Origin of the sequence: Lelliottia sp. SL45, assembly GCF_026672535.1 — a bacterium.
GTDB classification, from domain to species: Bacteria; Pseudomonadota; Gammaproteobacteria; order Enterobacterales; family Enterobacteriaceae; genus Enterobacter; species Enterobacter nimipressuralis.
In genome coordinates this window covers 1,480,378-1,505,841 of the sequence record NZ_JAPPRH010000003.1, presented here as the reverse complement: position 1 = coordinate 1,505,841, position 25,464 = coordinate 1,480,378, and the positions used below count along the sequence as shown (strand labels likewise).

Sequence of the window (25,464 nt, the reverse complement as noted above, 5' to 3'; positions counted from 1 at the left end):
AAAAATGCCCGGTAAGCGCAACGCTACCGGGCGTTTTTTACTTCTGCTCCACCCTCGCCAGACTAAACCATATCCCGCACGCCAGTATCATCAGCATGGCACCGGCGCTGCCAAGGGCGACGCTGTGCGAGGTGATAAACGCGGCTTTAGCGGCTTCAATCGTCGCGTCTGCCAGCGTCGGCGTAAGTTCTTGCGCAACTTTGACCGCTTCACCAATCGACGAAGAGGCTTTGTCGGCAAGCGTGGCGCTCAGCCCTTGCGGCAGCTCGATAGAGGCCGAGAAGCTGCGGGTAAGCATCAGGCCAAAAATCGCGATCCCAAGACCCGCGCCTAACTCGTAGGACATTGTTTCGATAGCCCCTGCCGCGGCCGCTTTTTCCTTCGGCGCGGCGGCCATGATCGCGGAAGTCGATGCCAGCAGCGCACTCGCGGCGCTAAAACCGAGCAGCACCATCAGGCTCCATGCCTGCCACTGCTGAGTGCTGAAATCGAGCATCGACAGCCCGATAAAGCTCACCGCGCTTAGCCCCATGCCGCCTGCCGCGACCAGCCGCAACCCGAGTTTTCCGACCAGCACGCCCGCAATCGGCCCGCTGAAACCGCTGGCGACCATCAGCGGCAGCATAAACATGCCCGCTTCAAACGGCGTAAAACCGTGCACAAACTGCAGCTCCTGCGCCATCAGCAGTTCAAAGCCCACCAGCGCGATCATCGCAGTCATCGCCATCACCACGCCGCTCAAAATAATGCGATGGCAGAACAGGCGCATGTCGATCATCGGTTTGCTGGCTCGCAGCTGAATACGCACGAAGATGAACAGCATCACCGCACCGGTGAGCAACGTTGTCGCCACGATAGCCGGTGAAAGTGTGCCTTTCAGCGCTGTTTTCGCGCTGTAGACCAGCAGCAGAATTGCCACAATCAGCATTAACGCGTGCGAAATGTTCAGCGTCTGCTCCGGGCGTCCCTGCTGTTTCGGCACAAAACGCGCCGCCAGTGCCACCACGATCACCACGATCGGCACGTTGATCAAAAATACCGATCCCCAGTAGAAGTGCTCCAGCAGCAGGCCGCCCACCAGCGGGCCAAAAGCCGCTCCGCCGGAACCGACCGCAGCCCAGACACCTAACGCGATATTACGATGACGCGCCTCGACAAACAGCGTGCGGATCCCTGCAAGCGTTGCCGGGATAATCATCGCCGCACCAATCGCCAGCGTCGCGCGGGCCGCAATCAGCCAAGCCGCAGACGGGGCAAACGCGGCCGCCAGTGACGACAGTCCGAACAGGATACTGCCGAGCATCAGCAACTTTTTAAAGCCGATACGATCTCCGAGCGCGCCCATCGGCAGCACCATGCCCGCCATCACCAGCGAGTAAATATCAATAATCCACAGCAATTCGTTACCGCTGGCCCCGAGCGTCATACTCAGCGTTGGCGCGGCCACATGCAGTACCGTTGCGTCAATCGCGACCGGAATATACACCAGCACGATAATCACTAACGCTAACCACCTTTGAAACATAAATTTCCCTTTCACACTAATCTGGACACGTGTCCAGGATGCGATCCTACGGAAAGTTGAACGCGTGTCCAGCTTTTTGTTACACTCGTTTCGTCGCCATTGAGAGTGAGAGAACATGAGCTATTTGAGCAAGGATGAACGGCGGGAAGATATCTTGCAGGCCGCGATGCGCGTCGCGTTAAACGAAGGGTTCAGCGCCATGACGGTGCGGCGCATTGCAGGCGAAGCGGGAATTGCCTCCGGCCAGGTCCATCACCATTTCGCCAGCGCCGGAGAGCTGAAAGCATTGGCCTTCGTGCGTCTGATCCGTGAACTGCTCGATGCCGAGGTGGTGGGCGACTGTCGCCATCGTCTGCGCGCCATGCTCGGCAGCGATGAGGGTCTGTTCGAGCCTTATATTCGTCTGTGGCGGGAAGCGCAGATCCTCGCGAGCCGCGATCCGGACATTAAAAGCGCCTATGTGATGACCATGGAAATGTGGCATCAGGATACCGTCGCCATTATCCGTCAGGGCGCCGAAGAAAAGGTATTTACACTCTCAGACCGCCCCGAAAATATCGCCTGGCGATTGATAGGTTTAGTCTGCGGACTGGACGGTATCTACGTGTTAAATATGCCCGAAATGGATGACGACGCATTTAATAAACATCTTGATAAATTAATTTCTTTGGAATTGTTTTAATACTCCTAATTGAGTATTTAAAACCGCGATTTTTTACAATTAGTAACACATAAAGCGAATCATCTCTCCTCTCGTAAACTCAGGGATTCGCTTTCTTATCTATCCTTTCAGAAGCATCTGAATAATTCCAAAAACCTTAATCGTATAACGTCATCCATCTGACTGTTTTCACTTCTCTTTTCTGTTTTTACGGGTAAGTACGAGGGCGATATGTCACAACAAAGTGAGAAGAATAATCATTATCTTTTAAATAACTGGAAACCGGAAAACGCGGCATTTTGGGAGAATAAAGGTAAACACATCGCGCGACGAAATCTTTGTATATCCGTCGCTTGTCTGCTACTGGCCTTCTGCGTGTGGATGTTATTCAGCGCGGTTGCGGTCAATCTCAATAAAGTCGGCTTTAATTTCACCACCGATCAGCTTTTCATGTTAACCGCTTTACCTTCTCTTTCTGGTGCAATATTACGCGTGCCCTATTCCTTTATGGTGCCGATATTTGGCGGACGTTACTGGACAATATTAAGCACCGTCATTCTGATTATTCCCTGCGTGTGGCTGGGGATCGCCGTGCAGAATAGCGCCACGCCCTACTGGGTGTTTATCATCATCGCCCTGCTGTGCGGATTTGCCGGCGCGAACTTTGCCTCCAGCATGGGCAACATCAGCTTTTTCTTCCCGAAAGCAAAACAAGGCAGCGCGCTGGGCATTAACGGGGGGCTGGGTAATCTCGGCGTCAGCGTGATGCAAATGGTGGCTCCGGCGGTGATCTTCCTGCCGATGTTTGCGTTTCTCGGCGTCCATGGCGTACCGCAGGATGACGGTTCTGTGCTGTCGCTGGCTAACGCCGCGTGGATCTGGGTGCCGCTACTGATTATTGCCACTCTCGCCGCCTTTTTCGGCATGAACGATATTGCCAGCTCGAAAGCCTCGATTGCCAGCCAGTTGCCGGTGCTGAAACAGCCGCACCTGTGGTTGCTAAGCCTGCTCTATCTGGCGACGTTTGGCTCTTTTATTGGTTTCTCCGCAGGCTTTGCGATGCTCGCCAAAACCCAGTTCCCTGATGTGAACATTCTCCACCTCGCCTTCTTTGGCCCGTTGATCGGAGCGCTGGCGCGATCGGCGGGTGGCGTGGTGTCGGACAAACTCGGCGGTGTGCGCGTAACGCTGGTGAACTTTATCCTGATGGCCGCCTTCAGCGCCCTGCTGTTCCTGACGCTCCCCGGCTCCGGTTCCGGCAATTTCACCGCCTTCTATCTGGTGTTTATGGGCCTGTTCCTGACCGCCGGTTTAGGCAGCGGCTCCACCTTCCAGATGATCGCGGTGATCTTCCGCCAGATCACAATTTATAACGTCAAACTGCGCGGCGGCACGGAAGAGCAAGCCCAGCAGGAAGCGGTGTCAGATACCGCGGCGGCGCTCGGGTTTATCTCCGCCATCGGTGCGGTCGGCGGCTTTTTCATTCCTAAAGCCTTCGGTACTTCGCTGGCGATGACCGGTTCCCCCGTCGGCGCAATGAAGGTCTTTTTGGTGTTCTATATCGTCTGCGTGTTTGTCACCTGGCTGGTGTATGGCCGTCGGCAGAAACACGTCAAATCATAACTATTCCGTTCAACACTTTTGTGAGCAGTGTAACCACGGGGTGGGCGTCGCCCCGTCAGGAGAAACGTCATGAGTAAATTGTTGGATCGCTTTCGTTATTTCAAACAAAAAGGCGACACCTTCGCCGACGGCCATGGGCAGGTGATGCACACCAACCGCGACTGGGAGGACAGCTATCGCCAGCGCTGGCAGTTCGACAAAATCGTGCGATCCACCCACGGCGTTAACTGTACCGGCTCCTGCAGCTGGAAAATCTATGTCAAAAACGGCCTGGTGACCTGGGAAACGCAGCAGACCGACTACCCCCGCACCCGCCCTGACCTGCCCAATCATGAACCCCGCGGCTGCCCGCGCGGCGCGAGTTACTCCTGGTATCTCTACAGCGCCAACCGCCTGAAATACCCGCTGGTGCGCCGGAAATTGATCGAACTGTGGCGCGAAGCGCTGGGCCAGCATAGCGACCCGGTGCTGGCGTGGAATGCCATCATGAGCGATCCGCAAAAGACCAGCAGCTACAAAAAAGCGCGCGGCCACGGCGGTTTTATCCGCTCTAACTGGAAAGAACTCAACCAGCTGATCGCCGCCGCGAACGTCTGGACAATCAAACATTACGGCCCGGATCGCGTCGCCGGATTCTCGCCGATCCCGGCGATGTCGATGGTCTCTTACGCCGCCGGTACGCGGTATCTTTCGCTCCTCGGCGGCACCTGCCTGAGTTTTTACGACTGGTACTGCGATTTGCCGCCCGCCTCGCCAATGACCTGGGGCGAGCAGACCGATGTGCCGGAGTCGGCCGACTGGTACAACTCCAGCTACATCATCGCCTGGGGATCGAACGTGCCGCAGACGCGTACACCGGACGCTCACTTCTTCACCGAAGTGCGTTACAAAGGCACCAAAACCATCGCCATAACCCCTGACTTCTCGGAAGTCGCCAAGCTGAGCGATCAATGGCTGGCACCGAAGCAAGGCACCGACAGCGCTCTGGCAATGGCGATGGGCCATGTGATCCTCAAAGAGTTCCACCTCGATAACCCGAGCGAATATTTCCTCAACTACTGCCGCCGCTACACCGACATGCCGATGCTGGTGATGCTGGATGCGCGGGACGACGGCAGCCTGGTCCCTGGCCGGATGCTGCGCGCCTCGGATCTGGCCGACGGGCTGGGTGAGGAAAATAACCCGGAATGGAAAACCGTCGCCTTTGATATCGCCGGTGGCCTGGTAGCGCCTAACGGCTCAATTGGTTTCCGCTGGGGTGAAAAAGGCAAATGGAACCTGGAGCCGCTGGCTGCCGGTCAGGAGACGGAGCTGACGCTCTCGCTGCTCATCACCCACGATCAGGTCGCGAATGTGGCGTTCCCCTACTTCGGCGGCAATGAAAACCCGCACTTTCGCAGCGTGAAGCAGGACCCGGTGCTGATCCGCAAAGTGCCGTCGAAAACCCTCACCCTCGCCGATGGCCGTCAGCAACAGGTCGCCAGCGTTTACGATCTGATCCTGGCGAACTACGGACTGGATCGCGGGCTGGAAGATGACAACGCGGTAAAAGATTACGCCGAAATCAAAGCCTACTCCCCAGCCTGGGGCGAGCAGATCACCGGCGTACCGCGTCGCCATATTGAACAGATCGCCCGTGAATTCGCCGATACCGCTCATAAAACCCATGGACGGTCGATGATCATTCTCGGTGCGGGCGTGAACCACTGGTATCACATGGACATGAACTACCGTGGGATGATCAATATGCTTGTCTTCTGCGGCTGTGTCGGCAAAAGCGGCGGCGGCTGGTCGCACTATGTCGGCCAGGAGAAGCTGCGTCCGCAAACCGGCTGGCTGCCGCTGGCGTTTGCCCTCGACTGGAACCGCCCGCCGCGTCAGATGAACAGCACTTCGTTCTTCTACAACCACGCCAGCCAGTGGCGTTATGAAAAACTCACCGCTCAGGAGTTGCTCTCGCCGCTGGCGGATAGCGCCAAATTCACCGGCCACCTGATCGACTTTAACGTGCGCGCCGAGCGGATGGGCTGGCTGCCCTCTGCACCGCAGCTTTCGCTTAACCCGTTGCACATCAAAGCGCGCGCCGATGCTGCCGGGATGTCGGCGCAGGATTACACCGTTCAGGCGCTAAAATCGGGCGATCTGCGCTTTGCCTGCGAACAGCCGGACAACGGTAAAAACCATCCACGCAATTTGTTTGTCTGGCGCTCGAACCTGCTCGGCTCCTCCGGGAAAGGCCACGAGTACATGCTCAAGTACCTGCTCGGCACCGAAAGCGGGATTCAGGGCGACGATCTTGGCTCCACAGACGACGTTAAACCGGAGGAGGTGGAGTGGCAAACGGCCGCCATCGAAGGCAAGCTCGACCTGCTGGTGACCCTCGATTTCCGGATGTCCAGCACCTGTCTTTTCTCGGATATCGTCCTGCCGACTGCCACCTGGTATGAAAAAGACGACATGAATACGTCGGATATGCACCCGTTTATTCATCCACTTTCTGCCGCCGTCGATCCGGCGTGGGAGTCCCGCAGCGACTGGGAAATCTACAAAGGGATCGCCAAAGTCTTTTCCGACGTCTGCGTCGGGCATCTGGGCACCGAAACCGACGTGGTGTTGCAGCCTCTGCAACACGACTCCCCGGCGGAGCTGTCCCAGCCCTTTGATATTCAGGACTGGCGCAAAGGCGAATGCGATCTGATTCCTGGCAAAACGGCGCCGAATATCGCCGTCATTGAGCGCAACTATCCGGAAACCTACGAGCGCTTTACGTCGCTGGGGCCATTAATGGACAAACTCGGCAACGGCGGAAAAGGCATTTCGTGGAACACCCAGGATGAAGTCGATTTCCTCGGCAAGCTGAACTACGTCAAGCTCGACGGCCCGGCCAAAGGGCGACCGCTGATTGATACGGCCATTGATGCCTCGGAGGTGATCCTCGCGCTGGCCCCGGAAACCAACGGCCACGTGGCGGTAAAAGCCTGGAAAGCCCTCGGCGAATTTACCGGGCGCACTCACACACATCTGGCGATCAACAAAGAAGACGAGAAAATTCGTTTCCGCGATATCCAGGCCCAGCCGCGCAAAATCATCTCCAGCCCCACCTGGTCTGGCATTGAGAGCGAACACGTCTCCTACAATGCCGGGTACACCAACGTTCACGAGCTGATCCCGTGGCGCACCCTCTCTGGTCGCCAGCAGCTGTATCAGGATCATCAGTGGATGCGCGCCTTTGGTGAAAGCCTGGTGGCCTACCGTCCGCCGATTGATACCCGCAGCGTGACGCACATGCGAGAAATTCCGCCAAACGGCTTCCCGGAAAAAGCGCTGAACTTCCTGACGCCGCACCAGAAATGGGGCATCCACTCCACCTACAGCGAAAACCTGCTGATGCAAACCCTGTCTCGCGGCGGGCCGATCGTCTGGATCAGCGAAGCGGACGCCAGAGAGTTAGGCATTGAAGACAACGACTGGATCGAAGCCTTCAACGCCAACGGCGCCCTCACCGCCCGCGCGGTGGTGAGCCAGCGCGTGCCGCCAGGGATGACCATGATGTATCACGCCCAGGAGCGCATTCTGAACATACCGGGATCGGAAGTGACTGGGCGTCGCGGCGGCATTCACAACTCCGTCACCCGCGTCTGCCCAAAACCCACGCACATGATTGGCGGCTACGCACAGCTGGCCTACGGCTTTAACTACTACGGCACCGTCGGCTCGAACCGCGACGAGTTCATCATGATCCGCAAGATGAAAAACATTAACTGGCTGGATGGCGAAGGTCGGGATCAGGTACAGGAGGCGAAAAAATGAAAATACGCTCACAGGTCGGCATGGTACTGAATCTCGACAAGTGCATTGGCTGTCATACCTGCTCGGTGACGTGCAAAAACGTCTGGACCGGGCGCGAAGGGATGGAGTACGCGTGGTTTAACAACGTCGAAAACCAAACCGGGCATTGGCTATCCGAAAAACTGGGAAGATCAGGAGGAGTGGCAAGGCGGCTGGGTGCGTGGCATCACCGGAAAACTCACGCCGCGCCTCGGTGGACGCGTGGGCGTGCTGTCGAAAATCTTCGCCAACCCGTCGCTGCCGGGCATTGACGACTATTACGAACCCTTCACCTTTGACTATCAGGATCTGCACCGCGCGCCGGAGGGCGATCATCTCCCTACCGCTCGCCCGCGCTCACTGATCAGCGGCAAACGGATGGACAAAATCGTCGGCGGCCCAAACTGGGAGGAGCTGCTCGGCGGCGAATTCGAGAAACGCGCCCGCGACCGTAACTTCGACAAGATGCAAAAGGAGATGTACGGCCAGTTCGAAAACACCTTCATGATGTACCTCCCGCGCCTGTGCGAACACTGCCTCAACCCGAGCTGTGTCGCCACCTGTCCGAGCGGCGCCATCTACAAACGCGAAGAGGACGGCATCGTCCTGATCGACCAGGACAAATGCCGCGGCTGGCGCATGTGCATCAGCGGCTGTCCGTACAAAAAAATCTATTTCAACTGGAAGAGCGGCAAGTCTGAAAAATGCATCTTCTGCTACCCGCGTATCGAATCCGGCCAGCCGACCGTGTGCTCGGAAACCTGCGTCGGCCGCATTCGTTATCTTGGCGTGCTGCTGTACGACGCGGACCGCATCGAAGAAGCGGCGAGCACCGAGCACGAAACGGATCTTTACGAGCGTCAGTGCGACGTGTTCCTGAACCCGAACGACCCGGCAGTGATTGAGGAAGCGCTGAAACAGGGCATTCCGCAGAACGTGATCGACGCGGCGCAGCGCTCGCCGGTCTACAAAATGGCGATGGACTGGAAACTGGCCCTGCCGCTGCACCCGGAATACCGTACCCTGCCAATGGTCTGGTATGTGCCGCCGCTGTCACCGATTCAGTCCTACGCCGATGCGGGGGGGCTGCCACAGACCGACAGCATTCTGCCTGCCGTCGAAAGCCTGCGTATTCCGGTGCAGTATCTGGCGAATATGCTGAGCGCGGGCGATACCGGCCCGGTGCTGCGCGCCCTGAAACGCATGATGGCGATGCGCCACTACAAACGCTCGCAAACCGTCGAAGGGGTGACCGATACGCGCGCCATCGACGAAGTGGGCCTGAGCGTGGAACAGGTGGAGGAGATGTACCGCTACCTGGCGATTGCCAACTACGAAGACCGCTTCGTGATCCCGACCAGCCACCGTGAAATGGCGCGTGACGCCTTCCCGGAGAAAAACGGCTGCGGCTTTACCTTCGGCGACGGCTGTCACGGCTCCGACACCAAATTCAACCTGTTCAACAGCCAGCGCATCGACGCCATTAATATCTCCGAGGTGCGTGAACACGGGGAGGGAGAGTAATGCGAATTCTTAAAATTATCGCCCTGCTCATTGAATACCCTGACGAGGCGCTATGGGAGAGCCGCGATGAAGCCCTTTCTCTGATCGCACAAGATGCCCCGCTGCTGCTGCCGTTTGCGCAGCAGCATCTTGGCGCGGCGCTGCTGGATAAACAGGCCCAGTGGTGTGAAGTGTTTGAGCGCGGACGGGCCACCTCGCTGCTGCTGTTCGAGCATGTTCACGCCGAATCCCGCGATCGCGGTCAGGCGATGGTCGATCTGATGAGCCAGTACGAGAAAGCCGGTTTACAGCTCGACTGCCGCGAACTGCCGGATTATCTGCCGCTCTATCTGGAGTATCTGAGTCTTATTCCTGACGATGAAGCGCGCGAGGGGCTGCAAAACGTCGCGCCGATTCTGGCCCTGATCGGCGGGCGGCTAAAACAGCGCGATGTCCCGCAGTATCAGCTGTTCGACGCCCTGCTTCAGCTCGCCGCCAGCAAACTAACAAGTGACAGTGTCACCAAGCAGGTGGCAACAGAACAGCGCGATGACACCCGTCAGGCGCTGGATGCCGTGTGGGAAGAGGAACAGGTGAAGTTTATTGAGGACAACGCCACGGCGTGCGACAGCTCGCCGATGCAGCAATATCAGCGACGCTTTAGCCAGGACGTCGCGCCTCAGTACGTGGACGTCAGCGCCGGAGGCCCGAAATGATGCACTTTCTGAACGTCTTCTTTTACGATATCTACCCGTATCTGTGCGGGACGGTGTTCCTGCTGGGAAGCTGGCTGCGCTACGACTACGGGCAGTACACCTGGCGCGCGTCATCCAGCCAGATGCTCGATAAGCGCGGCATGGTGCTGTGGTCGAATCTGTTCCATATCGGCATTCTGGGGATCTTTTTCGGCCACGCCTTCGGGATGCTGACGCCGCACTGGGTCTATTCGTGGTTCCTGCCGATGTCGCAAAAACAGCTGATGGCGATGATCCTCGGCGGCGTCTGCGGCGTGCTGACGCTGGTCGGCGGCGCGGGACTGCTGGTGCGCCGCCTCACTAATCCGCGTATCCGCGCGACCTCGTCCACGGCGGATATCCTGATCCTCTGCGTGCTGCTGGTGCAGTGTATTCTCGGTCTGGCGACGATTCCGTTCTCCGCACAACACCCCGACGGCAGCGAAATGCTGAAACTGGTCGACTGGGCGCAGGCGGTCGTCACCTTCCACGGCGGTGCTTCCGCGCATCTCGACGGCGTGGCCTACATCTTCCGCGTCCATCTGGTGCTTGGAATGACCATCTTCCTGCTGTTCCCGTTCACCCGGCTGGTTCACGTCTGGAGCGCGCCGGTGGAGTACCTTACGCGGCGCTATCAGGTGGTGAGATCGCGCCGCTGAGTAAACTAAACCCTCCCCGTCACTCCAGGCGGGGACGTTACCATTTGACGCGCACCCCAATATTCCCGCCGGCCCCGTAGTTATCGGATGGATTATGCGGACTCGCCTGAACGCCCAGGTTGCCGTACACCTCATAGCGCCCGTCATTCCACGCCAGCGTGCCGCCAACGCCCGTCGCAATTTGCGTCCGCGCATCGCGCGATGCGAAGTTGACCTCGGCGACATCCACAGAGCGGCCATCGCCCAGCTCCTGATACACATCAAGCGTAACTTGCAGCAACGAGCGTGTCCGGGTTTTGTCCTGCGCCTGCCATTCGTCGCGACGATCGCCGCTGACACCCAGACGCGCAAGCAGACTGTTCCCCTCGCTGAGTGACACCTTGCTGTCGAACCTGTCTTCAAAACTGTCGAAATCCACGCGCGACCAGATCAGCTGCGCCTGCGGCGTAACCGCAAAACCGGTGCCGGAATCGAGACGCCAGCCCGTTTCGACGGAGCCTGCGTAGCCGTTCCCTTTATTGGACGATGTCAGCGGTTTGCCGATCGTGTCGGAATCCAGATCGCTGTCGAAAAACATCATTTGCAGCTGCCCGTCGACATAAAAACCGTTATTGCCGTACCAGGTCAGCGTCATCCCAGGGCCGTAACCGGTGGTGTTGATACTGCCTTTGCCAGAGTAAGCACGAATATCCGCATCCGCCTTGCCATAGCTAAAGTTCACGCCGCCCGTCAGCAATCCGTGCGCGTTTTCATGCACTGGCACATCCAGCCCGGTCTGTAGTTTCCAGAGCGTGGTTGTACGCTGAGCGTCGGTCGTGGATGTGACCGGCTCACTGTGCGTACGCGTACCTTCAATACGCGCCCAGGCGCCAGGCGCACTTTCTGTTTGCGGCGCAACGCCGTCCACCCAGTAGCGATCCCCCACGCGCTGTTGTAGGGTAGGAACGCGATTCAGTTCCGCGAGGATCTGCGGATACTGTTCATAGAGGGCCGCCCCGGGATGGTAACGCTGCGGCACATTTTCATCCGGCGTTTCAGGGATGACAGGGAACACCGGTAATCCCGGCGTGACCGGGTTGGGCACAGGGGTTTCGGGATTGGGCACTTCAGGCACCGGCGCGACCGGTGACTGTGGATCGGCGAGATCCGAGGTCAAATACCACCAGCGCCCCTGCCCATACTCCAGCGTGCGAAACGTGTAGGCATACGCGCCATGCACCACCGCCTGTTCACCGTCGGTCGTGGTGAAATCACCGTGAAGCGTAAACGCCTCGCCGTCCGATTGCTGCGCGGCAAAAATCAGGGGTATACCGTTTTCCGTGAATCCCCCTTCGCCACCGAGATTCACGATCTCAACCGTGGTATTGCCCGACGCGCTGCCGGTAATAAGCAGCCGGTCTGAGGGGGAATCATCGCCGCCGAGGACACTTTCCATCAGCACTCTGCCACCGTCGCCGTGATAGTCCCCGTCAATGGTCAGGGTGCCGATGGAGTTGCCCGGCGAAATCGTTCCTGCATTGGTGGTACTCCCGACACGCCCGATGCCCTCCAACGTGCCGCCCGACAGCAGGGACACCGTCGCACCAGACATATCGCCGTTGACGCTTATCACGCCATTTTCCTGAGCCTGTAGCAGCCCGGTAAAATCACCGTGATCGCGATTAAACAGCGTTCTGCCGTTAACAGCGTCGATCGAGATATTCCCGACCAACCCGGTGCCCGCGCCTTCAGCATTATCCAGCCCATCATTCAGGGTGCTGTCGAATACGTAGTTCGTGGCGTTATGATTAAGAATAATGTGGCCGGAACCCTCTCCGGCAGTAATCCGATCCCCGACAACGCTGCCCGGCGCGCGCGAGGCCTCTCCTCCGATAATCAGCACCCCGCTTGACCCCGCATTTTGCCCAAGCGTGACCGTGCGGGCATTGACGACGCCCCCATCAGCGACGATCAAGGTACCCGCTCCGTCGCGGCCAATCCCCAGGCTATTGGCGGTATTCCAGGTGGAGCCCGGCCCGGTGACTTCGACCGTGCCCGATGACAAAGCATTAAAACCGATAAAACCGGTGGAGAGATTCGTCACCAAACCGCCATCACGAATGAGCAAGGTTCCGTGACCCATATGCCCGACATAGAGGAAACTGGTGTTATCCCAGTGAGAACCGTCGCCCGTCACCACCACGTGACCTTCTGAATCCGCAGTTGACGCCACAAAGCCGCTATAACTTTGTACAATGCCCGTCTCGCCCCCGCTCACGCCTATATTTAACGTTCCGTTAATATGAAAATTAAGCGCCGTCGCCGGTGAGCCTGCATCGCCAGGAACAGTAATAACTTGCCCTTCAGTAATATTATCAATCGCCTGAACAGAAACCGATATCGGAATAATAATAAGCAGGAGAAGCAGGTTTATCGAAAAAGAGATAATAGTCGGCATGCGCGAAGCAGCATTAACCCACCGCGGACGGGAAAAATAGATAAACATAATCTGACCTTTAGTGTGCTGGTGTAAAACACCAGCAGGAGAAGTAATTATAGCTAACCAGGTAAATATTTTATAAATGTGTGACGGATATCATTCATCAGTAATTTTGCAACGGGTGTGAGCGTTTGCTGTTGGCGGTAGATCAAACTGTATTTTCCGTCGGGCAGGATCTCCTCGACATTTATCTGACATAACTTATCTTTCAACCACGGAAGCGCCAGCATGGCCTGCGGGCCCACGGAAAGATAGCCCTCGCCCAAAATAAGCTGTTCGGCAATAGTGGTGGAATCGCCATACAGAACAGAGGCTTCAGGGCCTTTGCCATCAGGAAACACCACGCTCTCAATGGCGCTAAAAAAACCGGCACTGGCAATGGGGAGATACCATTTCGCATTGCGCAGTTCTGCAAGCGACCGCGCCTGTGACAAGGGATGATCCCTGTGGGCAAAAACACAAAATTTCGCCCTACCCAGCAGCTCTTCGCTGAACTCCTGCAGGGCAATATCGGGGGTGACGATACCGAGAAAAAAGTCCATCCGCCCCAGACGCAGCGATGCCAACAGCTCCGACAGCTGCCCTTCGATCACCGTTAATGTCGCCTGCGGGTAACGGGTTTGAAATCGCTCAATGATACCCGGCATGATCCCGAAGGCTGGCAGATGTGAGCAACCAAACATCACCACGCCCTGGGCCGCACTCTCCTGCTGGCGAAGCTCATCAACGGCGCGTTCCAGCTCGTTGAGCACGAGGTTCATTCGCGGTTCAAAAATGCGGCCAGCCTCGGTAAGCAAAGCGCCGCGCGCGGTTCTGTCCAGCAGTACCACACCCAGGGTTTTTTCCAGCTCCTGTATGCTACGGGTCATCGCAGATTGTGTCTGATGATTCGCCTCCGCTGCCGAACGTATGCTCCCGTGCTGAATAATCGCACGAAGATTTTTTAGCTGATTAATTTTCGGCAGATGACGCATCTGAATCCTCAGCACAGCAACGGATAAGCGTTAAATTATAGCAGCGGATGTATGGTGCTATAGGCTGATACGTCGCCTTTAAATTCACGCCCTTGCATTGAGTGGGGATATTATTTTAATTCTGCGGCAGTGTAAATTGCACCGGTGATGCTTTATTTGCATCGCAATGACATAAAAGACATACCTTAATTTTATTTTTAATCCAACACATTAAAGTCATTTAAAAATAAATATGGATTATAGACTGCACGAAAATATTACCTGGATAATGAAATAACGTTCGCCGTCAATTAAAAAAAGGGGCTTTCGCCCCTTTCAACTCTATTTCCCCGCATCGGGATGGGTATCAAACCCGGCCATCACCGCCGTCAGTTCGGTCAGTGAAAAACCGTGTTTCGGATCATCCACGCCCAGCCCAAATCGCTCCTGCATCAGCGTATACAGCGCTTTGGCGTCCGGCAGGTTAATCTGCTCCGCCACGCGCGTGCCCTGCCAGTGGGTAAAGTGGTAATTGGTCAGTGTCAATTTACCGCCGTCCGGCAGGTGTCGGCACATCAGCAGGTGGTGGCGGAAGTGCGACTGAGGCCAGTGAGCAGACCAGAAATTGCCCATCACGTAATCGGTGAAATACTGCGTCGCAAGGTCAAAATGGTACATCGACTGCCAGTGCTCGTGATGACGGAACTGCAACACCCAGTCGTTGTTCTCGTTCATCAGGCGATAGACGCCGTGTGGCGTGGCCTGCTCTTCTGCGGCGATCAGGCGAATCGGCGCCGTCAGCGTCTGTCCACCGAATCCGACGTCCGCAATCCAGCGCTCGCCGTTGAGTTCAACCAGCAGCAAACGGTGGGTGCGCGGCGGCATCTGCGGCGGATTCGCCAGCACCACGCGGCCCAGCACGCTGCGCACCTCAAAACCGACCTCGCGCAGCACGCGCTCGAACAGCCCGTTCTGCTCAAAGCAGTACCCGCCGCGCCGCGCCGAAACCAGTTTGTCTGCCACGCTCTGATCGTCGAGCTGGATTTCGCGCGGCATCACCACGTCAATATTTTCAAACGGGATCGCGCAGTTGTGACTCAAATGCAGCGCCCGCAGGGTGTCGATATCCACGGAAACCGGCTGCTGCCAGCCGATGCGGGCAAAATAGGCGCTCAGAAATGGGGACATAGTGAAGTTCCTTGTAGAGATATTCCCTGTTTATAAACTATTTTTGCCTGCCCACTGGTGTAAAAGTGCTTTTTATCGGGCCGCGCCGCGCTGCATGATGCGAAGCGCCGTGAGCATCAGCACCAGCCCGGTCACTAGCGTCAGTGTCGCCATCGCCATCCCTTGCCCCACGGAGCCCTGTTCAAACTGACGCCAGATAAACACCGAGACGGTTTGGGTGCCAGCTGGTGCAAGCAGCAGCGACGTTACCAGCTCCCGCGAGGCAATGGCGAAGACCATCAGCATCGCCGCCAGCAGCGCCGGGGAGACCAGCGGCAGCACGATAAAGCGCAGCGCCTGAAACGCCGATGCACCATGCACGCGCGCAGCGGATTCAAGATTGCCGCCCAGCTGGCGCAGCGCGCTCCCGACATAGCGCACCGGCCACGGCAGAAGTAAACAGCAGTAGGAGAGCAACAGGATCGCCCAGCTGTTGTAGGGTGAAATTACCCAGAACGGCTGGTTCCACAGCAGGATCAACCCGACACCGACCACCACACCGGGCAGCGCCGCAGGCATCAGAGAGAGCGCATCGATCAGGCCGCGCCCGGTGATCTTCTGCACCACCACCAGCCACGACGCCAGCAAGCCAAGCAGCCCGGTGATGCAGGCCGCGCCGAATGCCAGGGAGAGGCTGGTTCCCAGCGCCGCCAGGGCGTCACCCTGCTGGCTAAACAGCGCGGCATAGTGTGACAACGTCACGTTAGAGAGCGTCACGCCGCCCGATAACGTGCCCAACATCCCCGACAACACCATCGATGCGCCGGGCAACACCACCGCAATTATTCCTACCAGCGCCATGAATGCCACCATCGGCAGCGTCCAGCGCCCTGCCTCCGCGCCCATGTTTTCCGTCGGTTTACCGGTGATACTGGTGACATCATGCTGACCGGTCAGCTTTTTCTGCACTCCCCAGGCGCACAGGGCGATGGCGACTAATACCACCGACAGCATCGACGCCCCCGAAAGATCGATTGGCCAGTCGGCCAGTTTTTTCTCGATGTCGGTGGTCAGCATCACTACGCCCGCGCGCGTTCCCAGCGCCGCCGGAACGCCAAACTCCTCAATCGCCAGGGTAAAAGCCAGCAGCATCCCGGCTGCCAGGGACGGGGAAAGCATCGGCAGAGTGATGTGCCAGAACGCCCTGCCCGCGCTGGCGCCATGAACGCGGGCGACCCGCGCCAGACGCTGCCCGCTGGCGAGCAGACTGCGCGAAACGGCGAAGTAAACCACCGGGAAAATATTCAGCGCCATCACCAGCACAATCCCGGTTTTACTGAACAGCAGATCGTTCAGGGAAATCCCGGTGAGTTGCTGCAAATAGCCGTTAGTCTGAAGCACCAGCATCCACGACAGCGCCGCGATATAGGGCGGCGTTAAAAACGGGATCAGAAACAGCAAATCCCACAGGCGCGGCAGCGGCAGATTAAACAGCCCGCGTGCCACGCCGAGGGGAAAGCCGATCAGCGCGCTCACCAGCGCCACGCCGAGCGCAATCTGCAGCGTGCCACCGAGCATGCCGGGGAGCTGCGGCTCAGCTAACAGCGCCTTGACCCCGCCAAACGCACCGGAAAACGATCCGGCACTGAACTGCGGAAATACCGCCTGAAGGAGAATAAACGCGAGCGGAAACGCCACCAGAATCACCAGCAGCGCCAGCGTCATCACGGATAAAAATCGTTGATTCACGAGACAATCCTGAAGACGGGGTTGCCCCCGTCGAATGAATTACAGGGAGAAAAGCGTGTTGAAGCGCTTGAGAATATCGCTGCGCTCGCTGCTACCCTCGCTTTTGGTCGGCAGGATTTTCAGCTCATTGAGCAGCGGACGTTTAGCCTGAACATCGTCGCGCGCGGGCATCAGCCAGGCATCGGCGACCATCGTCTGGCCTTCCGGCGACAACACGTAATCGACGAACGCTTTGGCGTCGTCGGCATGGGCGGTGGATTTAAGGATCATCATCGGACGCGGCGCGATCACCGTGCCGCTGGACGGGAAAATGACTTTAAGCGATTCGCCCTTATTGATATTGCCGTAAGAGACATAGTCAACCGCGCCAAATACCGCCGCTTTCGCCCCCTGCATCACCGGCGTCACCGCCTGCGCGTTCGGGCCGCTGACCACCATGCCGTTCTTTTTCAGCTTATCAAACAGCGTCCAGGCGTTGTCGCCCATGCCATTTTGCAGCCCGATCAGCAGGTCCAGCGACGCGCCTGACAGCGCCGGATCGGGCGTGGTGACTTTATCTTTGAACGCATCGGTGGTCAGATCCTGCCACTCTTTTGGCTCCGGGGTGCCGCTTTTGGTGTTCCAGACGATGCCAAGCGCCGACACGCCCTGGGCGACATAATCCGTGGATTTCAGCGTAGCCGGCACGTGCTGCGCGTTCGCGCTCTGGTACGGTAACAGCCAGCCGCGCTGGTGCAGATCTTCTGCCGTATCCCAGGACGCGGAGATCAAAATATCCGCCTGCGGATTGGCCTGTTCGGCCTCCAGACGCGCCATGACTTTGCCGGTGGTCGCCTGGAAAATATCCACTTTCACCCCGGTTTTCTTTTCAAACCCGGTTGCCAGATTCTTGGCCAGCGATCCTGGCCCTGCGGTGTAGACGGTCAGCGCGTGGGCGCTGGACATCATGACGGAAGATAGCGCCATGGCGAGAAAAACTCCTTTAGTAACGGCAAATGACCTTTTCATGCGAACTCCCCTGAGGATGAAATCAAACGATCGGCAGCGACGCTGCCTGCAGACAAATGCACGATGCGATCGGCCAGAAGTTCAGCCTCCCGGCGGTCGTGGGTAACATAGATGGCCGTCGTCCCGAGCTGGCGCAGAAGCGTTGCCATCTCATGACACAGTGATTCGCGCAGTTCGCTATCGAGATTGGAGAGCGGTTCGTCGAACAGCAGCACGCGCGGCTCGGCGACGATCGCCCGGGCGAGTGCTACCCGCTGCTGCTGGCCGCCGGATAACCCCGCCGGTTTGCGGTCGGCAAAATCGCTTAAGCCAACCCGTGACAGCGCCTGCGCCACGCGCGTGCCGATGTCACGGCGCGGGATGTGGCGCATTTTCAGGGGGAAGGCCACGTTTTGGGCCACCGTCATGTGTGGCCAGAGGGCGTAATCCTGGAAGACCATGCCGATGTCACGGGCCTCCGGCGGCAGCGACCAGCCTGCTTTCGCCACCCGTCTGTCACCAAAGAAGATTTCGCCCTGTGCGGGCTGTGCAAGCCCGGCGAGCAGTCGCAGCAGTGTGCTTTTCCCACAGCCAGACGGGCCGAGCAGCGCGACGACGCTACCCGCATCAATATGCAGATCGAGTTGATTTAACACGGTGTTCGCACCAAACGCGTACGACACGCCGTTGAGCGTGATAGTGCTGTACATCTTGTTATCCTCTTTGGGATTTCGTGTTCGCCACTGTAGGGAGCCTGTATGACGAACGCATGACACGCATGTTGCAGCTTGATTTCACCTGCGTTTCAGCCGTTTAATGCCGTATTGCCCCTGTATGAGGAGTTCCTGTGAACCATGTCCGTCCCGTTGAATTAAAACATGCGAGCCGCCTTCTCAATCACGGCCCGACGGTGCTTATCACCAGCCGCGATGAGCAAATCGACAGACGCAACGTGATGGCCGCGGCCTGGTCGATGCCCGTCGAATTCGAGCCACCGCGCATTGCGATTGTGGTGGATAAAAGCGCGTGGTCGCGCGAACTGATCGAGCGCAGCGGCATGTTTGGTATCGTTATTCCGGGCGTCGCCGCCGCGAACTGGACCTACGCCGTGGGCAGCGTCAGCGGTCGCGATGAGGATAAATTTAACGCCTATGGCATTCCGGCAGTCAGCGGCCCGGTGCTGGGCCTGCCGGTGATAGAGGAGCGGTGTCTGGCGTGGATGGAGTGTCGCTTACTCCCTGCGACCTCAGCGGCGGAAAAATACGATACGCTGTTTGGCGAAGTGGTGGCTGCGGCAGCGGATTCACGCGCGTTTGTCGCCGGACGCTGGCAGTTTGATGAGGATAAGCTCAATACGCTGCATCACCTGGGGGCGGGAACTTTTGTGACGAGTGGGAAGATCGTAAAAGCGCCGGAATAAATTCCGGCGCTGATTTTGTCGGCCCGGTTCACCGGGCATTTTTCCTGCTTAACGGGCTGCGCTAGCCTTTCGCGCGACTGGCAATAATGTCATCGGCCACGTTGCGCGGCGCTTCGGCGTAATGGTGGAACTCCATGCTGTAGGTTGCACGCCCTTGCGACATCGATCGCAGGGTGGTCGCGTAACCAAACATCTCGGCCAGCGGAACGTCAGCGCGAATAATCTGGCTGCCGAACCGCTCTTCCATGCCCTGCACCATCCCGCGACGGGAAGAGAGATCGCCCATAATGTTCCCGGCGTACTCTTCCGGCGTTTCCACCTCCACGTGCATCACCGGCTCCAGAATCGCCGGGTCCGCTTTGCGCGCGCCCTCTTTAAAGCCGAAGATCGCCGCCATGCGGAAGGCCATTTCCGAGGAGTCGACGTCATGATACGAACCAAAAGTCAGGGTCGCTTTCACGTCTACCACCGGATAACCCGCCAGCACGCCGCTGTTCATGGCTTCACGCAAGCCTTTTTCCACGGACGGAATGTACTCGCGCGGCACAACGCCGCCTTTGGTGGCGTCTTCAAATTTAAAGCCGCTGCCTGGCTCAAGCGGTTCAAGGCTTAGCACGACGTGGCCGTACTGCCCTTTACCGCCGGACTGACGGACAAATTTGCCCTCGATCTCTTTCACCGCTTTACGCAAGGTTTCGCGGTAGGTGACCTGTGGACGGCCAATGTTCGCTTCAACGCCAAACTCGCGTTTCATGCGGTCGACGATAATTTCCAGGTGCAACTCGCCCATCCCGGAGATAATCGTCTGGCCGGATTCTTCGTCCGTGTGCAGGCGGAACGACGGATCTTCTGCCGCCAGGCGCTGCAGCGCGATCCCCATTTTCTCCTGATCGGCCTTGGTTTTCGGCTCAATCGCCAGAGAAATCACCGGGTCCGGGAACTCCATACGCTCCAGGGTGATCAGGTGATCCGGATCGCTCAGGGTATCGCCCGTCGTGACATCTTTCAGCCCCACGCAGGCGGCGATATCACCCGCACGCAGTTCATCGACCTCATGACGGTCGTTGGCATGCATCTGCACAATACGCCCGATACGCTCTTTCTTCCCTTTCACCGGGTTGTACACCGCATCGCCTTTTCTCAGCACGCCGGAATAGACACGGATAAAGGTCAGCTGGCCGACGTACGGGTCGGTCATCAGCTTGAACGCCAGCGCTGAGAAGGGTTCGTCGTCGCTCGGGTGACGCTCCGCCGGTTGCCCTTTATCATCCACGCCATCAATAGCCGGCACGTCGAGGGGCGATGGCATCAGTTCGATCACCGCGTCGAGCATGCGCTGTACCCCTTTATTTTTAAAGGCACTGCCGCACAGCATCGGCTGGATTTCACCTTTGACCGTGCGTATGCGCAGCCCGTCGATGATTTCCGCTTCATCCAGATCGCCCGTTTCCAGGTATTTATCCATCAGCGCATCGCTGGCTTCCGCGGCGGCCGAGACCATTTTTTCCCGCCAGATTTTGGCGGTGCTCAGCAAATCGTCCGGGACCGGCGCATAGCTGAAGGTCATGCCCTGGGTGGCATCGTCCCACAAAATGGCGCGCATTTTGATGAGATCGACCACCCCGCTGAAGTGCTCTTCCGCGCCAACAGGGATGACAATCGGCACCGGATTGGCCTTCAGGCGATCAATCATCATCTGCACCACGCGGAAGAAATCGGCTCCCGGACGGTCCATTTTGTTGACGAACGCCAGGCGCGGGACGTGGTATTTGTTCGCCTGGCGCCAGACGGTTTCCGACTGCGGCTGGACGCCACCGACGGAGTCATAAACCATCACCGCACCGTCGAGCACGCGCATGGATCGTTCCACTTCAATGGTGAAATCCACGTGCCCTGGGGTGTCGATAATGTTGATCCGGTGCGGTTCAAAATTACGATCCATACCGGGCCAGAAGCAGCTCACCGCCGCGGACGTAATGGTGATCCCGCGCTCTTGCTCCTGCGCCATCCAGTCAGTTGTTGCCGCGCCATCGTGAACTTCACCCAGTTTGTGGCTCATTCCGGTGTAAAACAGAATGCGCTCGGTGGTGGTCGTTTTACCGGCATCGATATGCGCGGAGATACCGATGTTGCGATAACGCTCAAGAGGGATGGGTCGGGGCATGATAAATCCTTAGTCAGTTTGACTTGAGTAGAACGACCGGAATGGTCGTCTGTGTGTTCGTCTGCTATAATAGTCCTATTGTACGAGTATATACGAACTATTTTTTTTAAGGATGGGCCTATCATTAAGATAGCTCACCTTCCCGCTAACCCAGGAAGTCTATGATCGCCAACCACCCCGAACCTGAACAAATCACGCTGGAAAATGTGCTGTTAGCCCTCGGTAACCCGCTGCGACTGGAGGTCCTCCGCCTGCTCGCCGATGGCAGTGAACTGAGCTGCAACGCCCTGCGCCCGGAAGACATTGCCAAATCAACCATGACCCACCACTGGCGCGTGCTGCGCGATAGCGGCGTGATCTGGCAGCGCCCGCAGGGGCGCGAGAATATGATTTCGCTTCGAAGAGAAGATCTGGATGCCCGCTTTCCGGGGCTGCTGGATACGTTGTTGCGGGTGATGGGCTAGCGTTTCATGCCGGGTAAGCGAGACGCCACCCGGCCTAAATCTTACATCGAATAACCAGGCTTTTTAATGAGTTCATCCAGCTTCGGTCCGATTTCCGTATCCCAGACCTGCGCTTTCCAGTCTTCCTGCTGCACCTGATTCAGGGCCACAGAGACTGAACTGTCTTTACTGTTAAAATGACGAATAATCACCTCCGCGATATCCGCCGCCAGGGCGGTTTTTTGTTCATCGTTCAGATCGCGGGGAAAACATTTGATATCAACGTGTGGCATTGCAGGCTCCTGTTGTTGTGAGCGTTTCAACTTATCAGATAATTTCATTCGCCTTTAACACCTTGTGCAGTTCTGGCCGCTGACAGACAGCATCGGCGATGGCGGTGATACGCGGCGTATTGGCGGCAAACCACGCGTGGCGCGGGCCCCAGGTGCGCATCACCGCAACATAGACGTCAATGAGCGTGAGCTGCTCGCCAAGCGCATAGGGCGCGGCTTTAAGATGATTATCCAGCCACAGGTAGAGCGACTTTCGCCAGGCGATACAATTTTCGCGCAGCTGTTCCGGTGCGTCCGGCGCCCAGCGTTCAGGGTAATCGGCGTAGGTAAACGTAGGATAGACATTGGCAACCAGCCAGATCAGCAGGCGCTGAAACTGCGCCCGGTCGGGATGGCACACGGGTGGGGCGAGTTCCGGGCAACGGTCCAGAATCATCAGGCCGATGGCGGCCGTTTCACTCATCACTGCGCCATTTTCCAGCTCAAGCGTCGGCACCTGGCACAGCGGATTGAGTTTCTCCAGCAGAGCGCGCTGCGGGCCTGGCGAATCAAACCCTTCGACGTTGATAAAACGATAGGGAATATCGGCCAGGGTCAGCATCACTTCGCTGATTGCCGAACCCCAGCCGGGTACGCCATACACGTTAATCATACTGCCCCCACTCAGAACAAATTCTAAGTGTAGAACATCAGTAGGTGATGCCCGGCGGATTGACTTCGGAGCGCGCGACGCCTTCGCCCTGCTCACCCCAGCGCGCCAGCACCTGCTGATACTCCCCACGCTGAATCGCCCCATCGAGCGCGGCCTGCAGGGCATACACCAGCTCATTCCCCTTTTTGGTGGTGGTCGCAACATAGGCTTTTTTCGGCCCAAGCCCCACTACCCGGGTTTTGCCCGTCAGCGCCGCTTTATAGGCGGAAACTGACTGCGGGCCGAAAAACACATCCGCGCGCCCGGACTGAATATACAAATTGCCGGAAGCGTCATCCGTCAGATAGACCGGCAGCGCCGCCTCGCGCCCAGCCTTTTTGTTCTCCTCGTTCCAGCCGAGAAGAATGCGCTCCTGATTAGTGCCGGAGCCGACAATCACCTTTTTACCCGCCAGATCTTCTGCATTTTTAATTGTCTGCACGTCGCTGGTGGATTTCACCGAAAACGCCAGTGAATCGACGCGATAGGTGGCAAAATCAAACTTCTCTTTACGCTGCTCTGTCACCGCAATGTTCACCAGCGCCACGTCGTAACGCCCGGAGCTGATCCCGAGCGGCCAGTCTTCCCAGGCGGTCGGTACCAGTTTCAGTTTTAACCCCAGACTCCCCGCCAGCAGCCGGGCGATATCCGGATCGCTGCCAATGCGGGTGCGATTATCGCTGGCAAGCAGCGCCAGCGGCGGCGAATTAAGGGCAGAAATGGCGACCGTCAGCGTACCCGGCTCGACAAATTTATAGCCCTGCGGGATCTTCGCGATCGCCGCCTGATCCACCGTCACCGGCAGCGGCTGTTCATTAGCCTTTAAATCAATGCTGGCCTGGCTCACTGAAACGACGCCCAGCAGCGCCAGCAATCCGTATTTCATACCCTCTCCTTACAGCACTTTCGACAGGAACTGACGCGTTCGGGCGTGGGACGGACGGTTTAATACCTCGTCGCTACTGCCCTGCTCGACAATTTTGCCATCGACCATGAACACCACCTGATCCGCCACTTCGCGGGCAAAACCGATCTCATGCGTCACCACCACCAGCGTGGTGCCGGACCGGGCCAGTTTTTTGATCACGTCCAGCACTTCGCCCACCAGTTCCGGGTCGAGAGCCGACGTCGGCTCATCAAACAGCATCACCCGCGGGCGCAGGGCCAGCGCACGGGCAATGGCGATGCGCTGCTGCTGGCCACCGGAAAGATGACGCGACCAGGCGTCGGCTTTTTCACGAAGCCCGACCACATCCAGCAGGCCGTATGCCCGCTCTACCGCCGCTTTGCGACTCAGCTGCTTATGCGCAATCGGCGCTTCAATCAGGTTTTCCAGCACCGTGAGATGCGGGAACAGGTTAAAGTTCTGGAACACGTAGCCGACGTTGACGCGCTGCTTGAGGATCTCTTTCTCTTTCAGCTCATAGAGTTTGTCGCCCTGACGGCGATAGCCGATGTAATCCCCGTCGATCTGGATAAAGCCTTCATCGACGCGCTCCAGGTGGTTAATGGTGCGCAGCAGCGTCGATTTACCGGAGCCGGACGGGCCGAGGATCACCGTCACCGAACCGGGCGGGATCTCCAGCGAGACGTTATCCAGCGCCTTATGGCGACCAAAGAATTTACTGACGCCGGTAATCGAAATATGTCCTTCAGGAGAGGCTGGCATGGATAGGCTCCTGTGATGGGGTAACGGAACGAGTGCGCTGACTGGCGCGAGACTGATTCACCGCCGAGCGGCGCTCGCTGCGGGCAAGACCGCGCTCCACCACATGCTGAATGACCGACAGCACGGTGGTGATCACCAGATACCAGGCCGCGCCAACCATCAGTAGCGGGATCACTTCCTGCGTGCGGTTGTAGATCATCTGAATGGTGTAGAACAGCTCCGGCATGGCCAGGACGTACACCATGGCGGTGCCTTTGGCGAGGCTGATAATCTCATTAAACCCGGACGGCAAAATGGTGCGAAGCGCCTGCGGCAGAATAATGCGCACCGTGCGGCGCCAGGCCGGTAGGCCCAGCGCGGCAGCCGCTTCGTACTGGCCGTGATCGACGCCTAAAAAGCCGCCGCGAATGATTTCAGCGGTGTAAGCGCTCTGCACCAGCGTCAGGCCAACCACGGCGGTAGAAAACTGCCCCAGCACGTTGATGGTCTCAAATGTGCCCCAGGTTATCTGAGTAAAAGGCACGCCGAGGGAGAGCGTGTCGTACAGATATGAGAAGTTGTAGAGGATGATCAGCACCACAATCAGCGGCAGCGAGCGGAACAGCCAGATGTAGCCAAACGCCAGGGTGCTTAACAGCCACGACGAAGAGAGTCGCGCCAGCGCTAACATGCCGCCCAGCACCACGCTTAACGCCGTGCCGATTAAGGTCAGCAGCAGGGTTTGGCCGACCCCTTCCAGAATCACCGGATCGAAGAACCAGCGTGCAAACACGCCCCACTCCCAGCGCGGATTAAAGGCCACCGACTGAACGACGACCGCCAGCACAAACAGCGCGGCAATCGCTCCGACGGTGCGCCAGGGATAGCGCGCCGGGACCACTTTGATGGTTTCAACGTTGTTGTTCATCGTCGTTCC

At 57.9% G+C, this 25,464-nt stretch carries 20 protein-coding genes and 1 pseudogene; 8 read left to right on the top strand and 13 right to left on the bottom strand.

What is annotated here, in order from left to right:
• Nucleotides 1-37 precede the first annotated feature (37 nt).
• Nucleotides 38-1,525: an MFS transporter gene (locus tag OVA10_RS13290; protein ID WP_123427850.1), complete on the bottom strand. Its 1,488-nt coding sequence runs from the start codon at nt 1,523-1,525 to the stop codon at nt 38-40.
• 115 nt (nt 1,526-1,640) lie between these two features.
• On the opposite strand from OVA10_RS13290, the gene OVA10_RS13285 reads away from it, so the two are divergent.
• From OVA10_RS13285 to narI, 6 genes and pseudogenes are all read left to right on the top strand, one after another.
• The gene (locus OVA10_RS13285; RefSeq protein ID WP_102103768.1) at nt 1,641-2,207 is read left to right on the top strand and encodes a TetR family transcriptional regulator; all 567 of its coding nucleotides are present in this window, start codon (nt 1,641-1,643) and stop codon (nt 2,205-2,207) included.
• A gap of 210 nt (nt 2,208-2,417) precedes the next feature.
• On the top strand, nt 2,418-3,809 hold the full coding sequence (locus OVA10_RS13280) for a NarK family nitrate/nitrite MFS transporter (RefSeq protein ID WP_107703520.1): 1,392 nt from the start codon (nt 2,418-2,420) through the stop codon (nt 3,807-3,809).
• A gap of 69 nt (nt 3,810-3,878) precedes the next feature.
• Entirely contained in the window at nt 3,879-7,619 is a 3,741-nt protein-coding gene (locus OVA10_RS13275) for a nitrate reductase subunit alpha (RefSeq protein ID WP_268196116.1), read from the top strand.
• Nucleotides 7,616-9,161 (top strand): annotated as a pseudogene (gene narH / locus OVA10_RS13270) (nitrate reductase subunit beta). Before OVA10_RS13275 ends, narH begins: the two are co-directional and overlap by 4 nt.
• Complete coding sequence (narW, locus tag OVA10_RS13265) at nt 9,161-9,856, top strand: nitrate reductase molybdenum cofactor assembly chaperone (protein WP_123427844.1); 696 nt, start codon at nt 9,161-9,163, stop codon at nt 9,854-9,856. The pseudogene narH and the gene narW overlap by 1 nt, the downstream one beginning before the upstream one ends.
• On the top strand, nt 9,853-10,533 hold the full coding sequence (gene narI, locus OVA10_RS13260) for a respiratory nitrate reductase subunit gamma (protein WP_268196115.1): 681 nt from the start codon (nt 9,853-9,855) through the stop codon (nt 10,531-10,533). The genes narW and narI overlap by 4 nt, the downstream gene beginning before the upstream one ends.
• Before the next feature lie 37 nt (nt 10,534-10,570).
• Here narI and OVA10_RS13255 read toward each other — a convergent pair whose 3' ends face one another.
• The 6 genes from OVA10_RS13255 to OVA10_RS13230 form a co-directional block, all read right to left on the bottom strand.
• A complete protein-coding gene (locus tag OVA10_RS13255) occupies nt 10,571-12,970 on the bottom strand; it encodes an autotransporter family protein (protein WP_268196114.1) in 2,400 nt (799 codons plus the stop codon).
• A gap of 101 nt (nt 12,971-13,071) precedes the next feature.
• Entirely contained in the window at nt 13,072-13,986 is a 915-nt protein-coding gene (locus tag OVA10_RS13250) for a LysR substrate-binding domain-containing protein (RefSeq protein ID WP_268196113.1), read from the bottom strand.
• Between the two features lie 321 nt (nt 13,987-14,307).
• Nucleotides 14,308-15,153, bottom strand: coding sequence for an N-hydroxyarylamine O-acetyltransferase (gene nhoA / locus OVA10_RS13245; protein WP_100780069.1), 846 nt, complete (start codon nt 15,151-15,153; stop codon nt 14,308-14,310).
• A gap of 72 nt (nt 15,154-15,225) precedes the next feature.
• On the bottom strand, nt 15,226-16,881 hold the full coding sequence (locus OVA10_RS13240; RefSeq protein WP_268196112.1) for an ABC transporter permease: 1,656 nt from the start codon (nt 16,879-16,881) through the stop codon (nt 15,226-15,228).
• A 39-nt stretch (nt 16,882-16,920) separates the two neighbouring features.
• Nucleotides 16,921-17,889, bottom strand: coding sequence for an ABC transporter substrate-binding protein (locus OVA10_RS13235; RefSeq protein ID WP_268196111.1), 969 nt, complete (start codon nt 17,887-17,889; stop codon nt 16,921-16,923).
• The gene (locus OVA10_RS13230) at nt 17,886-18,578 is read right to left on the bottom strand and encodes an ABC transporter ATP-binding protein (protein ID WP_248858525.1); all 693 of its coding nucleotides are present in this window, start codon (nt 18,576-18,578) and stop codon (nt 17,886-17,888) included. The genes OVA10_RS13235 and OVA10_RS13230 overlap by 4 nt, the downstream gene beginning before the upstream one ends.
• A gap of 137 nt (nt 18,579-18,715) precedes the next feature.
• Between OVA10_RS13230 and OVA10_RS13225 the strand changes: the two genes are divergently transcribed.
• Complete coding sequence (locus OVA10_RS13225) at nt 18,716-19,288, top strand: flavin reductase family protein (protein ID WP_268196110.1); 573 nt, start codon at nt 18,716-18,718, stop codon at nt 19,286-19,288.
• Nucleotides 19,289-19,349: 61 nt separating this feature from the next.
• Here the strand turns inward: OVA10_RS13225 and fusA are convergent, their stop codons facing one another.
• On the bottom strand, nt 19,350-21,452 hold the full coding sequence (gene fusA, locus OVA10_RS13220; RefSeq protein ID WP_107703509.1) for an elongation factor G: 2,103 nt from the start codon (nt 21,450-21,452) through the stop codon (nt 19,350-19,352).
• A 161-nt stretch (nt 21,453-21,613) separates the two neighbouring features.
• Between fusA and OVA10_RS13215 the strand changes: the two genes are divergently transcribed.
• A complete protein-coding gene (locus OVA10_RS13215; protein ID WP_123427826.1) occupies nt 21,614-21,916 on the top strand; it encodes an ArsR/SmtB family transcription factor in 303 nt (100 codons plus the stop codon).
• Between the two features lie 41 nt (nt 21,917-21,957).
• Here the strand turns inward: OVA10_RS13215 and pptA are convergent, their stop codons facing one another.
• Genes pptA through OVA10_RS13190 form a run of 5 tightly spaced genes read right to left on the bottom strand, consistent with a single transcriptional unit; the run spans nt 21,958 to nt 25,455 of the window.
• Nucleotides 21,958-22,188: a tautomerase PptA gene (gene pptA, locus OVA10_RS13210; protein WP_012017474.1), complete on the bottom strand. Its 231-nt coding sequence runs from the start codon at nt 22,186-22,188 to the stop codon at nt 21,958-21,960.
• Between the two features lie 34 nt (nt 22,189-22,222).
• Nucleotides 22,223-22,840 (bottom strand): glutathione S-transferase family protein, encoded by a 618-nt coding sequence (locus OVA10_RS13205; RefSeq protein ID WP_268196109.1) that lies wholly within the window; start codon nt 22,838-22,840, stop codon nt 22,223-22,225.
• Nucleotides 22,841-22,877: 37 nt separating this feature from the next.
• Nucleotides 22,878-23,765: an ABC transporter substrate-binding protein gene (locus OVA10_RS13200; RefSeq protein WP_107703506.1), complete on the bottom strand. Its 888-nt coding sequence runs from the start codon at nt 23,763-23,765 to the stop codon at nt 22,878-22,880.
• A gap of 9 nt (nt 23,766-23,774) precedes the next feature.
• On the bottom strand, nt 23,775-24,548 hold the full coding sequence (locus OVA10_RS13195; RefSeq protein WP_100780060.1) for an amino acid ABC transporter ATP-binding protein: 774 nt from the start codon (nt 24,546-24,548) through the stop codon (nt 23,775-23,777).
• Nucleotides 24,532-25,455, bottom strand: a complete 924-nt coding sequence (locus tag OVA10_RS13190) for an amino acid ABC transporter permease (RefSeq protein WP_129035256.1) — start codon at nt 25,453-25,455, stop codon at nt 24,532-24,534. The genes OVA10_RS13195 and OVA10_RS13190 overlap by 17 nt, the downstream gene beginning before the upstream one ends.
• Nucleotides 25,456-25,464: the final 9 nt, after the last annotated feature.